This window comes from Ornithinimicrobium faecis (assembly GCF_023923225.1).
In the GTDB taxonomy this organism is placed as follows: domain Bacteria; phylum Actinomycetota; class Actinomycetes; order Actinomycetales; family Dermatophilaceae; genus Ornithinicoccus; species Ornithinicoccus faecis.
In genome coordinates this window covers 3,007,115-3,021,676 of record NZ_CP099489.1, presented here as the reverse complement: position 1 = coordinate 3,021,676, position 14,562 = coordinate 3,007,115, and the positions used below count along the sequence as shown (strand labels likewise).

At 69.5% G+C, this 14,562-nt stretch carries 16 protein-coding genes; 7 read left to right on the top strand and 9 right to left on the bottom strand.

The genetic code is table 11. The features are described 5' to 3' along the window. Position 1 precedes the first annotated feature (1 nt). A complete protein-coding gene (locus NF556_RS14100; protein ID WP_252591548.1) occupies positions 2-808 on the bottom strand; it encodes a purine-nucleoside phosphorylase in 807 nt (268 codons plus the stop codon). A gap of 23 nt (positions 809-831) precedes the next feature. On the opposite strand from NF556_RS14100, the gene NF556_RS14095 reads away from it, so the two are divergent. Beyond that, positions 832-2,298, top strand: a complete 1,467-nt coding sequence (locus tag NF556_RS14095) for an NAD(P)H-quinone dehydrogenase (protein WP_252591547.1) — start codon at positions 832-834, stop codon at positions 2,296-2,298. A gap of 13 nt (positions 2,299-2,311) precedes the next feature. Here the strand turns inward: NF556_RS14095 and NF556_RS14090 are convergent, their stop codons facing one another. Beyond that, positions 2,312-2,884, bottom strand: coding sequence for a Uma2 family endonuclease (locus NF556_RS14090; protein ID WP_252591546.1), 573 nt, complete (start codon positions 2,882-2,884; stop codon positions 2,312-2,314). A gap of 36 nt (positions 2,885-2,920) precedes the next feature. Further along, positions 2,921-3,505, bottom strand: coding sequence for a Uma2 family endonuclease (locus NF556_RS14085; RefSeq protein WP_252591545.1), 585 nt, complete (start codon positions 3,503-3,505; stop codon positions 2,921-2,923). A 96-nt stretch (positions 3,506-3,601) separates the two neighbouring features. On the opposite strand from NF556_RS14085, the gene NF556_RS14080 reads away from it, so the two are divergent. From NF556_RS14080 to trhA, 5 genes are all read left to right on the top strand, one after another. Continuing rightward, a complete protein-coding gene (locus tag NF556_RS14080; RefSeq protein ID WP_252591544.1) occupies positions 3,602-4,762 on the top strand; it encodes an acyl-CoA dehydrogenase family protein in 1,161 nt (386 codons plus the stop codon). Then, positions 4,762-5,271 carry a GNAT family N-acetyltransferase gene (locus NF556_RS14075; protein WP_252591543.1) on the top strand — a complete coding sequence of 170 codons (510 nt, stop codon included), beginning with the start codon at positions 4,762-4,764 and terminating at the stop codon, positions 5,269-5,271. Before NF556_RS14080 ends, NF556_RS14075 begins: the two co-directional genes overlap by 1 nt. A gap of 55 nt (positions 5,272-5,326) precedes the next feature. After that, on the top strand, positions 5,327-5,800 hold the full coding sequence (locus tag NF556_RS14070; RefSeq protein WP_252591542.1) for a nucleoside deaminase: 474 nt from the start codon (positions 5,327-5,329) through the stop codon (positions 5,798-5,800). A 162-nt stretch (positions 5,801-5,962) separates the two neighbouring features. Then, complete coding sequence (locus NF556_RS14065) at positions 5,963-6,577, top strand: class F sortase (RefSeq protein WP_252591541.1); 615 nt, start codon at positions 5,963-5,965, stop codon at positions 6,575-6,577. A 92-nt stretch (positions 6,578-6,669) separates the two neighbouring features. After that, positions 6,670-7,344 carry a PAQR family membrane homeostasis protein TrhA gene (gene trhA / locus NF556_RS14060; protein ID WP_252591540.1) on the top strand — a complete coding sequence of 225 codons (675 nt, stop codon included), beginning with the start codon at positions 6,670-6,672 and terminating at the stop codon, positions 7,342-7,344. Between the two features lie 22 nt (positions 7,345-7,366). Here trhA and selA read toward each other — a convergent pair whose 3' ends face one another. The 4 genes from selA to NF556_RS14040 all read right to left on the bottom strand — a co-directional run bounded on the left by selA (position 7,367) and on the right by NF556_RS14040 (position 11,946). Further along, positions 7,367-8,665 (bottom strand): L-seryl-tRNA(Sec) selenium transferase, encoded by a 1,299-nt coding sequence (gene selA / locus NF556_RS14055; RefSeq protein WP_252591539.1) that lies wholly within the window; start codon positions 8,663-8,665, stop codon positions 7,367-7,369. 13 nt (positions 8,666-8,678) lie between these two features. Further along, positions 8,679-9,569, bottom strand: coding sequence for a universal stress protein (locus tag NF556_RS14050; protein WP_252591538.1), 891 nt, complete (start codon positions 9,567-9,569; stop codon positions 8,679-8,681). 84 nt (positions 9,570-9,653) lie between these two features. Further along, positions 9,654-10,589 (bottom strand): class I SAM-dependent methyltransferase, encoded by a 936-nt coding sequence (locus NF556_RS14045; RefSeq protein ID WP_252591537.1) that lies wholly within the window; start codon positions 10,587-10,589, stop codon positions 9,654-9,656. Between the two features lie 4 nt (positions 10,590-10,593). Next, a complete protein-coding gene (locus NF556_RS14040) occupies positions 10,594-11,946 on the bottom strand; it encodes an LCP family protein (RefSeq protein ID WP_252591536.1) in 1,353 nt (450 codons plus the stop codon). 100 nt (positions 11,947-12,046) lie between these two features. Here NF556_RS14040 and NF556_RS14035 point away from each other — a divergent pair, with 100 nt between their 5' ends. After that, a complete protein-coding gene (locus NF556_RS14035) occupies positions 12,047-13,012 on the top strand; it encodes a glycosyltransferase family 2 protein (RefSeq protein WP_256829316.1) in 966 nt (321 codons plus the stop codon). An 81-nt stretch (positions 13,013-13,093) separates the two neighbouring features. Here NF556_RS14035 and NF556_RS14030 read toward each other — a convergent pair whose 3' ends face one another. After that, positions 13,094-13,732: a CoA transferase subunit B gene (locus NF556_RS14030; protein WP_252591535.1), complete on the bottom strand. Its 639-nt coding sequence runs from the start codon at positions 13,730-13,732 to the stop codon at positions 13,094-13,096. 3 nt (positions 13,733-13,735) lie between these two features. Continuing rightward, a complete protein-coding gene (locus NF556_RS14025) occupies positions 13,736-14,533 on the bottom strand; it encodes a CoA transferase subunit A (RefSeq protein ID WP_252591534.1) in 798 nt (265 codons plus the stop codon). Between the last annotated feature and the right edge of the window lie 29 nt (positions 14,534-14,562).

The following is a 14,562-nucleotide window of genomic DNA, read 5'->3' as shown; positions in this document are numbered from 1 at the left end:
CTCACATCCTGCTGATGATCTGGGCCAGGAGGGTGCCGCACCGCTGCGCCGCGGCCTGGCCTGCCTCGATGACCTCTTGGTGGGACAGGGCCGTCTTGCTGATGCCTGCTGCCGCGTTGGTGACCAGGGAGACGCCGAGGATGTCCATGCCGGCCTCGCGGGCGGCGATCGCCTCCAGCGTCGTCGACATGCCGACCAGGTCGCCGCCCATGACCTTGGCCATCCGCACCTCGGCGGGGGTCTCATAGTGTGGCCCGCGGAACTGGACGTAGACGCCCTCGTCGAGGCTGGGGTCGACCTCACGAGCCAGCTCGCGCAGACGCGGCGTGTAGAGATCGGTGAGGTCGACGAAGTTGGCCCCTTCGATGGGGGACTCGCCGGTGAGGTTGATGTGATCGCTGATCAGCACGGGCGTGCCCGGGGCCCAGTCGGGGTTGAGCCCGCCGCACCCGTTGGTGAGCACGATCGTGCGACAGCCGGTCGCGGCGGCGGTCCGGACCGCGTGCACGACGGAGCGCACGCCGCGACCCTCGTAGAAGTGGGTGCGGGTGCCGAAGACGAGGGCGCGCTTGCCGCTGCCGGTGATCTGCACCGAGCGCATCGTCCCGGTGTGGCCGGCGACGGCTGCTCCGGTGAAGCCCGGCACGGCGGTGTTCTCGACGGTGGCGACGGTCTCGCCGATGAGATCGGCGGTCTGGCCCCAGCCGGAGCCCAGGACCAGGGCGACGTCGTGTTGGGCGGTGCCGGTGTGCTCGGAAATGACGGTCGCGGCCGCCCGCGCGAGGTCTGCAGGGGTTTCGGTGATCACCGGGGCACTGTACCGATGGTTGGATGGGTCCCGTGAGTGGAACGCAGAAGTCAGTGGTCATCGTCGGGGGCGGACCAGGAGGTTATGAGGCGGCACTGCCCGCCGCACAACTGGGCGCCAAGGTCACCGTGGTCGAACGGGAGGGGCTCGGTGGGGCCGCGGTCCTCACGGACTGCGTCCCCAGCAAGGCGCTCATCGCCACCGCAGACTTCATGGACCGCTTCAGCGCGGCGGAGCGCATCGGTGTGAGTTTCGACGGGGCGCCGAGTGACCAGGGGGTGCGGGCGCGGCTCACCGATGTCAACGCGCGCATCCTGCGGTTGGCCCGGGCCCAGAGCGTCGACATCCGCGACAAGCTGCTCGACGCCGGGGTCGAGGTGCTCAAGGGCGCGGGACGTCTCGTGCGGCCAGGCGTCGTCGAGGTGGCCACCGGGGTCGACAGTGTCGAGTCGGGGGAGGAGCCCGCTCCCTCCGCCGAGGAACGGCGTGCCGGCACCCGTCAGCTGGACGCGGACGTGATCCTGATCGCAACCGGCGCGCGGCCCAGGGTGCTCGACACCGCGGTCCCGGACGGCGAGCGGATCCTGACCTGGCAGCAGATCTATGCCCTGCCCGAGTTGCCAGAGCACCTCGTGGTCATCGGCTCTGGTGTGACCGGCGCCGAGTTGGCCCACGCCTATCTCGGTCTGGGGTGTCAGGTGACCCTGGTCTCCTCCCGTGACCGGGTGCTGCCCGGAGAGGACCAGGACGCCGCGACGGTGCTGGAGGAGGTCTTCCGCGGCCGCGGCATGCAGGTGCTCAACCGCTCCCGGGCCCAGGGCGTGGTGCGTGCTGGCGACGGTGTCGTGGTGACGCTCGAGGACGGACGCGAGGTCAAGGCCTCCCATGCGCTGCTCGCCGTCGGCTCGATCCCGAACACCGCCGACATGGGGCTGGAGCAGGCCGGTGTCCACCTGTCCGCCTCCGGTCACATCGAGGTGGACCGGGTCTCGCGGACCTCGGTGCCCGGCATCTACGCCGCCGGCGACTGCACCGGTGTGCTGCCGCTCGCCTCGGTCGCGGCCATGCAGGGACGCATCGCCGTCGCCCACGCCATGGGTGACGCGGTGGCTCCGCTCAACCTCGGCCGCGTTAGCTCCAACATCTTCACCGACCCCGAGATCGCCACGGTCGGCGTCTCGCAGGCGGATGTGGACTCCGGCAAGGTCGACGCCCGCTCGGTCATGCTCCCGCTGACCGGCAACCCGCGCGCCAAGATGCAGAACACCACGCACGGCTTCGTCAAGATCTTCGCCCGCAACGGCAGCGACACGATCCTCGGCGGCGTCGTGGTCTCACCGCGCGCCAGCGAGCTGATCTTCCCGATCACCCTGGCGGTGGCCAACCGGCTCAACGTCGACCAGTTCGCCTCCACCTTCACGGTCTATCCCTCGATGTCGGGCTCCATCGCGGAGGCGGCCCGCCAGTTGCACACCACCCAGGGCGACTGACCCAGTCGCAGCCTCAGCGGATGAGGTCCGCTGGGCAGAGAGTGATCTCGACGGGGGAGGTCGTCGCCCACTGCTCGTCGCCGATGACGTGCGCCTCCTCGCGGTAGCCACCAGAAGGGTCGAGACGGTAGGCCGTCAGTGACGGCATGTCGGGCGCGAGGACCCAATAGTGCGCGACACCGGCTCGGGCGTAGGCGTCGCGCTTGGCGCCCAGGTCGCGTCGCCACGTGGAAGGGGACAGGACCTCAACGACCAGCACTGGGGCCGCCGGCAGGTTGGCGTAGGTGAGGTCCGCAGTGCGGGCGACCAGCAGGTCGGGTTGCAATGTGGTGTCACCTTCGGCAGCGTCGTCCAGCAGGACGTCGTAGGGCGCGCCGAGGAGTTCCGTCCCCTCGGGCAGGAGCGGTCCCAGGGTCAGGGCCAGACGCATGACGGGGCGCTGGTGCGGTGTGGACGGCGACGGTGTCACGAGGACCTCACCGTCCAGCAACTCGAAGCGCAAGAGTTCGGATCCAGCCTCCCGGATGCGTTCGAAGTGATCCCGGCTGATGCGGTGCTCAGTTGTGCGGTCGGTAAGCATCGGCATATACGTGCTCCTTCCCCCCTGACGTTCGCGGCTGGGTCAGCGGACCAGTTCAGCTGGGCAGAGCGCGACGTTGACGGGTGCGTCCGTGGTCCACTGCTGGTCACCGGTCACATGTGCCTCCTCGCGGAAGGCGCCGTCGGCACCCAATCGATAGACGGTGACGGAGGGTGCCTTTGGAGCCACGACCCAGTAATGCCGGATGCCCGCGGCGGCGTAGGCATCACGTTTGGGCCCGAGGTCGCGTCTCCAGGTCGAGGGCGACAGGACCTCAATCGCGAGCAGAGGGGCCACGTGGAGGCCACCGTCGGTGAGGTGACTGCGCTCGGTGATCAGGACATCGGGCTGCAGCACGGTGTCACCCTCACCACCTTGCATCTCGACGTCGAGCGGAGCAGTCACCACCTCCCAGTCGACTGGCAGGACGGCGCTCATCAGGATCACCAGTTGGGTGACAACTAATTGATGGTTCCCGCCAGGTGACGGCGTCACGACGACCTCACCATCGAGCAGTTCATAACGAGCACCGTCCGCGCGCTTCTCGCGCTCCTCGCGGAGCGCCTCGAACTCGGCCCGGGACACCCGGTGCTCGTGTGCGCGGTCGGTGAGCGTCGGCATACTCATCATGGTTCCCCTTCCCCGGCATGACCGCAACCATCCCAGGATCGGGTTGAGGGAGGCTGGGGCTGTCCACAACCCGCGAGTAGGTAGGCTGCGCACATGAGTGATTTCGATCTTTTCCGCATCTCCGAGGACCACGAGGCACTGCGCGAGGCAGTGCGCGAGGTGAGCGAGAACAAGATCGCCCCGCACGCCGCGGCGGTCGATGAGGAGAGCCGGTTCCCGCAGGAGGCGCTGGACGCCCTGCTTGCCACCGACTTCCATGCCCCGCACATTGCGGAGGAGTACGACGGCGTGGGTGCTGACGCGCTGGCCACCTGCATCGTCATCGAGGAGGTCGCCAGGGTCTGCGCGTCCTCGTCCCTGATCCCGGCCGTGAACAAGCTGGGCACCATGCCGCTGATCCTGGGTGCCAGCGAGGAGATCAAGGCCAAGTACCTCCCGCCGGTCGCCCGCGGCGAGTCGATGTTCTCCTACGGTCTGTCTGAGGCCGGGGCCGGCAGCGACACCGCCGGGATGAAGTGCAAGGCCATCGAGCAGCCGGACGGCACCTTCCTGCTCAACGGTCAGAAGTCCTGGATCACCAATGCCGGTGTGTCGGACTATTACACCGTCCTGGCGGTCACCGACCCCGACGGCGAGCGCGGCCGCAATGTCACAGCTTTCGTGGTCGAGAAGGACGACGAGGGCTTCACCTTTGGCGAGCCAGAGAAGAAGCTCGGCATCAAGGGCTCACCGACCCGCGAGCTGCTCTTCGAGAACTGTTCGATCCCGGGGGACCGCATGGTCGGCGGGCTGGGTGAGGGTCTGAAGATCGCGCTGCGCACCCTCGACCACACCCGCGTCACGATCGGCGCCCAGGCCGTCGGCATCGCCCAGGGGGCGCTCGACTTTTCCCTCGGCTATGTCAAGGAGCGCCAGCAGTTCGGCAAGAAGATCGCTGACTTCCAGGGTCTCCAGTTCATGCTGGCCGACATGGGCATGAAGCTCGAGGCCGCCCGGCAGATGGTCTATACCGCCGCCGCGAAGTCCGAGCGCAACGACCCCGACCTGCCGTTCTTTGGTGCGGCCGCCAAGTGCTTCGCCTCGGACGTGGCCATGGAGATCACCACCGACGCGGTCCAGCTGCTCGGTGGCTACGGCTACACCAAGGACTTCCCGGTCGAGCGGATGATGCGCGACGCCAAGATCACCCAGATCTATGAGGGCACCAACCAGGTCCAGCGCATCGTGATGGCGCGCCAGCTGCTCAAAGGCTGATGCCATCGCTCGGGCCGGGGCCGCACCCGGTGGTTGTCCGAGCCGCCCGACCGCAGGAGTTCGCCGAGATCGGCCGGCTGCTCGTGGCGGCCTACGGCCCGGGCGGGATGCCGCCTGACGAGCCCTACTGGGAGGCGCTGCGCGACACGGCGGCGCGCGAGCGCGACGCCGAGGTCTGGGTGGCCGAGGTCGACGGGCGGGTTGGCGGCACCGTGACCTGGGCCGGTCACGGCTCCGGCCAGCGCGAGATCGCCCAGGAGGGCGAGGCCGAGTTTCGGATGCTCGGAGTTGACCCAGAGTTGCAGGGGCGGGGGATCGGGCGGGCCCTTGTGGAGGCCGTGATCGGGCGCGCTCGCCAGGACAACTATGCCGCTCTGGTCATGTGCAGCGACGCGTGGATGGCCAGCGCCCACCGCTTGTATGAAGGGGCCGGCTTCGTCCGCCTGCCCGACCGTGACTGGTCGCCGGTGCCGGGGGTCGACCTCATCGCCTACCGCCTCTCGCTCTAGCGAGCCCGGCGCCACGGGCTGGCGGGACGGTCGGCGACACGGCAGAGTCGGGGCCATGATCACCGACGACGACCTGCATCACCTGCGACGCTGCGTCGAACTGGCCCGGGAGGCGCTCGACGCCGGGGATGAGCCCTTCGGTTCGCTCCTGGTCGACGACCAGGGCGTCGTGCGTCATGAGGATCGCAATCGCGTCCGTGACGGCGACCGCACTCGGCACCCCGAGTTCGAGATCGCCCGGTGGGCCGCCGAGCACCTGAGTCCGGACGAGCGGACGGTCGCCACCGTCTACACCTCCGGTGAGCACTGCCCGATGTGTGCGGCTGCCCATGGTTGGGTCGGTCTGGGGCGCATCGTGTATGCCGTGTCCTCCGATCAGCTCGGAGCCTGGCTCACGGAGTGGGGAGTGCCGCGGGGGCCCGTTGCTCCCTTGCCGATCACCACTGTCGTGCCCGATGCGGTGGTCGACGGTCCGGCACCGGAGTGCGCGGAGGTCATGCGGACGCTGCACCAGAGTCGGTTTCTGTAGGAGGCCGGCGACCAGGATGCCCGAACCTGGCGACACACCGGTGGCGGAGCACCCCCGCTGGGCAGTTCCTGCCTAGATTGCGAGCAGTATCGGTCACCACGGGAGTGAGACGAGATGGTCAGCAGCCCTCCTCGCACCGCCGCACGCCGGCCACAACACCCGGTGTCCGCGCCGCGACCCCCGACACAGGCGCGGCGCCGCGCGGTCTATCGTCGCCGCCGGATCGTGGTCGCAGTCCTCGCGCTCGCACTGCTCGTCGGGTTGTTCCTCGGTGGCCGCGCGATCGTGCTTGCCCTCAGCGGTGGTGGCGAGTCAGCCGCCGCCCAGCCCCTGTCAGCAGCCGACCAGGCCGTGCGGATGGAGTTGCCCACCAGCGACGCGGCCGTCGCGCTGCGACCAGCAGGCGTGAACGAGAGCAACCGGATCGACCCGGAGCCGGGTGAGGCCGTCTGGTACACCGGCCACGACCGGGTGCGGCCCGGTGAGCTCGGCACAGCCGTTGTCGTGGGGCACGCCGAGCAGGACGGCGAGCCCGACGCCTTCGCCGACCTCGCCACCATCACCGAGGGCGAGCGGGTGACGATCACATTTGCCGACGGCGTCACCCTGCAGCTGGACGTGTCAGACGTCCAGGTGCTGGCCGAGGATGAGTTGCAGGACTCCGACCTCGTCTGGGGACCGCAGCAGCAGACTCACCGCACCGTCCTGGTCACCAGCGACCAGGTGGAGGTCGACGGCCGCGAAGGGCATGTCGTGGTGGTTGCAGAGCTGGGCTGAGCCCTGCGCAACGTAGGCTGAGCACGCACCGCGCCAGCCGGGGCCACCGCCCGTCCAGGCGGTGCACACACGTCGACGCGAGAGGTGGTCCCGTGGACACCGCAGCGCGCAGTCGGGACGGCAGTGTCCACGTCACCGACGAGCGATTCAACACCATCTCCCACCTGTTCGGGACCTGCTTCGCCCTGGTTGGGGCAGCGCTGCTGATCGCCCAGGCGAGCGCGCAGGCAGACCCCTGGAAGATCGTCGGGTTCAGCGTCTACGGCGCCTCCCTGATCACCTTGTTCTTGTGCAGCACCCTGCACCACGGGCTCGACCTCGGGCCGCGCGTCAACGGCGTCCTGCGCACGCTGGACTACACGTCGGTCTTCTTCCTGATCGCCGGCACGGTGACGCCGCTGGTGCTCATCCTGTTCCGCACGACCTACGGCTGGACCGTCTTCGGTGTCGTCTGGGGCATCGCCGCGGTGGGCATCGTGATGCGCTCCGTCTGGACCCACTTGCCCAAGTGGGTGACCAACACGCTGTATATCTCGCTGGGCTGGATGACTGTCCTGCTCGCTTTCGCGGGCGAGCTCTCGCTGGGAGCCATGGCACTGACGGCGGCTGGTGGTCTGGTCTACAGCCTGGGGTTCGTGATCTTCGTCATCGAGAAGCCCAACCCGTGGCCCGGCGTCTTCGGGTTCCACGAGATCTGGCACGCCCTGGTCGTGATCGCGGCCTTCCTGCACTACCTGCTGATGTATTTCTACGTCCTGCCCGCCTGAGTCCACGGCAGGGCGGGACCGGTCAACCCTCAGCCACCCGCACCGCGGCCAGCACCGCCGCAGCCACCGCCTCATCGGAGCTCGGTGGCACACAGCGCAGGTCCAGCAGCAACTCCCCGGACTCGAGGCGCCCCACGACGGCGGGGTCGCCGGTGCGCAGCGGGACGGCGAGTTCGGCTGGGAGGGCGACCGCCCAGCCGGGCAGCAGGACTCCCGGGGCACCGCCCCCGCCGATGACCCCGTCGTGCTGGCGCACCCGGCCGCCGACGCGTTCAGCCAGCCACTCGGCGCGCAGCCGCAGGGTGGCCGGGTCGGCGCTGCGATAGGTGGTGACGGGAACGTCATCGTCGTGCAGGGTCGCCTCCAGGGCGGCCAGGGCAAGCTTGTCCGCGCGCAGGGCCCGCGCGAGCGGGTGCCGTCGCAGCTGGTGCACCAGGTCTGGTCGGCCTAGCACCAGGCCGGCCTGCGGCCCACCGAGGAGTTTGTCCCCACTGGCGGTGACCAGCGCCGCTCCCGCGCGCAGGGCCGTGGTGGCGTCCGGCTCGTCGGGGAGTGCGGCGTCTGCGGTGAGCAGCCCGGAGCCGATGTCGACGACGACCGGTGGCCCGAGACCCGACAACCCAGCGGTGTCGACACCCCCGGTGAACCCCTCGACGCGGAAGTTGCTGGGATGGATCTTGACGACGGCCCCGGTCTGTGGCCCGATGGCGTCGGCATAGTCGGCCAGGCTCGTCCGGTTGGTGGTGCCGACCTCCCGCAGCACCGCCCCGGTGGAGGCCATGAGGTCTGGCAGGCGGAACCCGTCGCCGATCTCGACCAACTCTCCGCGGCTGACGACGATCTCCCGACCACCGGCACCGAGGGCGGTCACGGCGAGCAGCAGGGCGGCCGCCCCGTTGTTGACGACGAGCGCAGCGTGCCCGGACGGGAGGCGGTCCCGCAGCGCGGTGAGCACCGCCGCCCCGCGGGGGCCACGCCGCCCGGTCGCCACGGCATACTCCAGGTCGGTGTAACCACTGGCACGCACCATGGCCCGGACCGCGCTGTCCGACAACGGAGCCCGACCCAGGTTGGTGTGGACGACCACCCCGGTGGCGTTGACCACCGGACGCTGTGAGCCCTCCCGGCTCGGCAACTCGCGCACCGCCTGCTCCAGCACGTCCTCGACAGCGATCTCGCCGCGACGGGCCAGCTCTTGTGCTGCGCGGACAGCCGACAGGACGTGCGCGCGGGGCAACCCCGTGGCCGCAGCAGTCAGGTCCGGGTCGCTCAGCAACTGGTCAGTGCGGGGGATGCGGCGCCGGGGATCGTCCTCGCTCACAGTGCAGGGGCGCTCAGCGGATGATCTGGACCGGGCACTTGGCGTGGTGCAGGACACCACGGCTGGTGGACCCCAGCAGGAGGCTGCTCAGCTCGCTGCGGCCACGAGCGCCGACGATGAGAGCGGCCGAGTCGGCAGCGACCCGGGCGATCTCCTGCTCGGCCCGACCCTCGACCACGACGGTCGTCACGGTCAGGTCGGACTGCTCGGCAAGGATCTCGGCCTGTGCCTCCTCGACCACCGTCTGTGCGTTCGCCGTGCGCACTTTCACGGCCTGCGCCATCGAGGGGTAGCCCTGGGGTGGGGTGCCGCGGTTGTCCTGGTAGGGCCGCTCCCAGGCCGTCACGACCTCGAGCGGGCAGTTGTAGCGCCGGGCGACGTCCACGGCCTGACGCAGCGCCCGGGCGGAGCTGGGGGATCCGTCCGTGGCGACTGACACTTTGTGGTCCGGGCCGGGGATCGGCAGGTCGCCGGCCGGGACGATGGTGACCGGACACCGGGCGACGGAGGCGACGTGGTAAGCCGTGGAGCCGAGCAGGATGCCGGAGACCCGTCCGCGTCCGCTGTTGCCGACGACGACCATCCGCGCGGTCAGCGAGATCTCCTCGATCGCAGCGGCGGGGCTGGACAGGGAGGACTTGGTGGTGATCTCCAGGTCGGGTGCCACGTGGCGGGCGACCTGGGCTCCCCGTTCGGCGATGCGCAGGGCCGCCTCGTGGGCCTGTTTGGCCGTCCACAGGCCGACTCCAGCATCCTGCACGAACCGGATGCGGTCGGCGGCGTGCAGGACAACCAGTGGCTCGCCCTGGTGCACGGCGATGTGGGCGGCGAACTCGACCGCCTTGGTGGCTCGGTCCGATCCGTCGAAGCCGACGACAACCGGGTGGGCGTCAGAACTGCTCATCATCTCTCCTCGCGGGTTCCGTGCCGACCATAGTGTCGTGTTGTGGCCGGGCGTGCCACCGGATGTGGCTGTGGCGGCCCAGATTTACGCGCGCCGGGTCACCAGGTGGGCCTTGACGACCAGCAATTCCTTAACTGGTGTCGTGTCGAATGGCGGCACCAGCGTCAGGCCCGCCAACGTGGTGGCTTTGCGTCGAGTCAGTGACTCGGTGGTCACCCGCCATCCGGTCTCCGTCAGGAGCTGGCGGTAGTCCCCAATCTGGAGCCGGTTCTGGTAGCCGAGCCGGTTGTTGACCAGCCGCCAGCGCCGTGGGCTCAGCGTCAGAAAGTGGAGCTCGTTGATCCGCGGGTCGTGGCCGGCGTAGTGATCAGCCAGGTCGATGTAGTGGCTCATCCGGGCGTCCCCGGACCCGATCCGGCGGAACTCGGCGAAGATGCCACGCAGCGTCTCCGCGGGGATGTGCTCCAACGTGTTGTTGGAGACCAGCAGGTTGGCTCCGTGGGTCTCGGGCAGGTCCGACAGGTCGCGTGCGTCCGCGATCCGGGGGTGGATCCCCAGGGGCTCGAGGAGCTCGGGGACCGGAGTGTCTGCCGGTGCGTGGAGCAACGAGCGCAGCCGGGCCAGGTGCTCGGGCGCTCCGACCGTGATCTGGCCGGCCGACTCCAGGTCGCTGAGCATCTGCATCGCCAGACGGACCCGGTGCGGTTCGAGGTGGTTGCCCACATCGACGGTGACCACGGTGCCGCCGTGGACGGCCAGGCCCAGCGGCACGATCGGGAACCAGCCCGTGCCGATCTCAATCGCTCTCGTGCGCTGGAGCGCGACTCCGCCGGGGTTGCCGAGGGCGTGCAGGTGCTGGATGACGTGGTGCCACTTGGACAGGAAGTAGTCCTGCGTCAGGAAGGTGCTGCGTCGACGGCGGCGCAGGGCGTCATTGAGGGCGCTGGCGCCCGGTGCGGCGGCCAGCGCGCCCTGCGCGGCGGCCCTGAGCCACCAGTGGCTCAACACCTCTGCGGCCACCGGGTCACGGCTCGATCGAGAGCGGATCGCCGTTGCGCAGGGCCTCGAACATCTCGCCCGCCTTGACCTCGTCCCACAGGACGCTCGAGCCGGCGTGCGTGCTGTAGTTGGCGTCGCCGATCGGGACCGTGAGCGACTGGCCCTTGCCGTTGGAGATGGACCGCATGCCCAGGGCCATCCGCCCCGTCTCCCACATCGAGGTGTCCTGGCCGATGGCCATGGCCGAGCCGGTGGCGGTGCCGACGTCCTTCAGGCGCCACGGCACCAGGATCGTGCCCGGCGTGGCCATCTCGTGGGTCAGGGCAGCGAGGAACTCACGTTGCCGCTCCACGCGCCCCAGGTCGCCGCGCGGGTCGGCATAGCGCATCCGGACATAGTTGAGCGCCTCTGCGCCCTCCAGGACCTGACAGCCCGCAGGGAGATCGAGTCGGGTCTTCTCATCCGACACCGGCTCATCGAGGCACATCTCCACGCCACCGACCGTCGAGACGACCTCGACGAACCCGCCGAAGCCGATCTCGAGATAACCGTCAATGCGCAGCCCGGTGGACTGCTCGATGGTGTCCACGAGCAGTGGGGGGCCACCGATGGTGTAGGCGGCGTTGAGCTTGTTGGACCCGTTGCCCGGGATCTCCAGGTAGGAGTCGCGAGGAATGGAGATCAGGACCGGGTCGCCGGAGTCGGGCAGGTGCAGCAGCATCATCGTGTCGGCCCGCGACCCCTCGGCGTGACCGGTCACCAGATCGTTGCGCTCGTCGCGGGTCAGGTTCTCCCGGCTGTCGGTGCCGACCAGCAGGAAGTTGCTCCCGGAACCGCTGGATGGGCGATCAGCACTGGTCGGAGTGGCATCCACCCGGTCGATGGAGTTCCAGATGCTGGTGGCGGCCCAGATCATCGAGCCGACGTAGACCAGCACCAGCAGGAGCAGCACGGCCAGCACACGACGGAGCCGATAGCGCTTCTTGCGCCGACGCGGTGGCCTGCCGGCAGGACCTCCGGGACCTCCCGGTGGCCGCCCACGGGAGGAGACCTCCCGCCCGCGGGACCCAGCAGGCTCGGCCGGCCCCTCGGCATACTCCTGCTCGATCCACTGCTCGTCCTCGAACTCGCCCTCGGCGTAGCCGTAGTCGGCTGCCGTGGCCCGACGCCCGACCGGCAGCTCGCGGGTCTGGTCGTCGTAGTCACCGGCCTGGGCGGCCTGGTCGTCGTTGTCGGACTGCCAGCTCGCGCCCTGGTCCGCCTGGTTGTCGATATAGGCGGGGTCGTGCCAGTCGTCCCTGGGGTCGCGTCGGCCGCCGTTGCCGCGCGGCGTGCGCGGGATCGGTCGGGTCCAGTCGTCCTCGGGGTGGTTCGGCACGCCGACAGAGTAGGCGCTCCGGCTGGAGGAAGGCTGGCGCCCACGCCGAATGCTCACCCTCAGGACTACTTTTCGGGCCGCAGCCGGGTAGCCTCTTCGGGTGACTGCCCCCTCTCCGCCTGTCTCCGTGATCATGCCGGTCCTCAACGAGGAGCGGCACCTTGCGGAGGCGGTCCGGTCCGTCCTGGCCCAGGACTACGCCGGCGAGATGGAGATCGTGGTGGCCGTGGGGCCGAGCCGTGACGGCACGCTGGAGGTCGCCGAGCAGATCGTTGCCACCGATCCGCGGGTGACCCTGGTGGAGAACCCAACCGGCCGCACACCCGACGGGCTGAACGCTGCGCTGTCCGTGGCGCGACACGAGATCATCGTGCGCATGGACGGTCACGGCGAGTTGTCGCCGGGCTATATCGACCGGGCTGTCCGGGTGATGCGGGAGACCGGCGCCGCCAACGTCGGTGGCGTGATGGCGGCCGAGGGACAGACCGACTTCGAGCGGGCCGTGGCGCTGGCGATGCGCTCGCGACTGGGCCTGGGCTCTGCCCGGTTCCACGTCGGAGGCCCGTCGGGGCCCGCCGAGACCGTTTTCCTCGGGGTCTTCCAGCGGGACTGGCTGCGCCGGGTGGGCGGCTACGACAGCACCTACTCACGGGCCCAGGACTGGGAGATGAACTGGCGCATCCGGCAGATGGGCGGGGTCGTCTGGTTCGATCCGGAGCTGGAGGTCACCTATCGTCCGCGTCCCGACTTTGAGGCCTTGGCGCGTCAGTACTTCACGACCGGTCAGTGGCGCCGCCGGGTGATGAAGCAGCACCCGGCCTCCGTCAACGCGCGCTATCTCGCACCACCAGTGGCGCTGCTGGCCGTGGCCGCTGGGACCGTCGGCGGTCTCGTGTGGCGCCCGGCGCTGCTCGCACCGCTCAGCTATGCCGCAGCGATCACGGTGGGGGGCCTGGCCATGGGCGCCCGGCGCGGCCCGTCGGTGGCAGCGCGGGTCCCTGCCGTCCTGGCCACGATGCACATGTCCTGGGGAGCCGGCTTCCTGCGCGGCACGAAGGGCGACTGACCCACCCAACCTGGCCCTCGGCATACAGGCAGCCCCGACGCCCGGCATCCGGGGTCGGGGCTGTGCCGTGGTGTGGTGTGGTTAGTCCAGGTCGACGATCAGCGTGGGACCGGTCTTTTCCTGGACCTCCTCGGGTGTGACGCCCTCGGCGACCTCGCGCAGCACCAGGCCGTCGTCGGTGACGTCGATGACCGCGATGTCGGTGATGATCCGTTGCACGACCTGCAGGCCGGTGATCGGCAGGGAGCACTCCTGGACGATCTTGTGGGTGCCGTCCTTGGCGACGTGGTCCATCAGCACGAAGACCTTCTTGGCGCCCAGGACCAGGTCCATCGCACCGCCCATGCCCTTGACCATCTTGCCGGGGATCATCCAGTTGGCGATGTCACCGGCGGCCGAGACCTGCATGGCGCCCAGGATGGCCGCGTCGACCTTGCCGCCGCGGATCATGCCGAAGCTGGTGGCGGAGTCGAAGATCGAGGCACCGTCGCGCAGGGTGACGGTCTCCTTGCCAGCGTTGATCAGGTCGGGGTGCTCCTCGCCCTCGTAGGGGTAGGGGCCCACGCCGAGGATGCCGTTCTCGGACTGCAGGACCAGCTCCACGTCGTCGGGCACGTAGTTGGGCACCAGGGTCGGCATGCCGATGCCCAGGTTGACGTAGTCGCCGTCGTGGAGCTCCTGGGCAGCGCGCGCCGCCATCTGCTCACGGGTCAGTGCCATGGCTCAGGCCTCCTGATCGGTGGTGGTGCCCGGACGCGGGCGGGTGGTGCGCTTCTCAATGTCCTTGGCCGCCACCTGCTCGGGCGTCAGGGGCAGGACCCGCTGCACGTAGATGCCGGGCAGGTGCACGTCGTCGGGGTCGATCTCACCGGGCTCGACCAGCTCCTCGACCTCGGCGACAGCCACGCCTGCGGCCATGGCGCACAGGGGGTTGAAGTTGCGGGCGGAGCGGTTGAAGACCAGGTTGCCGTGGCGGTCGCCCTTGGCGGCACGCAGCAGCCCGAAGTCGGCGAAGATCGAGTCCTCCAGCACATACTCCCGGGTGACGCCGCGCACGGTGTATTCGCGCTTCTCCTTCGGCGGGGACGCCTTGATGACGTTGCCCTCGGAGTCGTAGTGCCAGGGCATGCCGCCCTCGGAGACCAGCGAGCCCACACCGGTGGGCGTCCAGAACGCGGGGATGCCCGCGCCGGCGGAGCGCATCTTCTCAGCCAGGGTGCCCTGCGGCGTGAGCTCGACCTCGAGCTCGCCGGAGAGGTACTGGCGGGCGAACTCCTTGTTCTCCCCGACGTAGGAGGCGATCACCCGAGAGATCCGCCGCTGGTCGAGCAGCACCCCCAGGCCCGCGCCGTCAACGCCACAGTTGTTGGAGACAACCTCCAGGTCAGTGGTCCCTCGCTGCAGCACAGCGTCAATGAGAACGGTCGGGATCCCGGCAATGCCGAAACCTCCGACCGTGAGGGTCATGCCGTTTTCGATGCCTGCGACGGCTTCCGCAGCGCTTCTGACAACCTTGTCCATGCCTGGCACCCTACCGGCGCCCGGCCGGT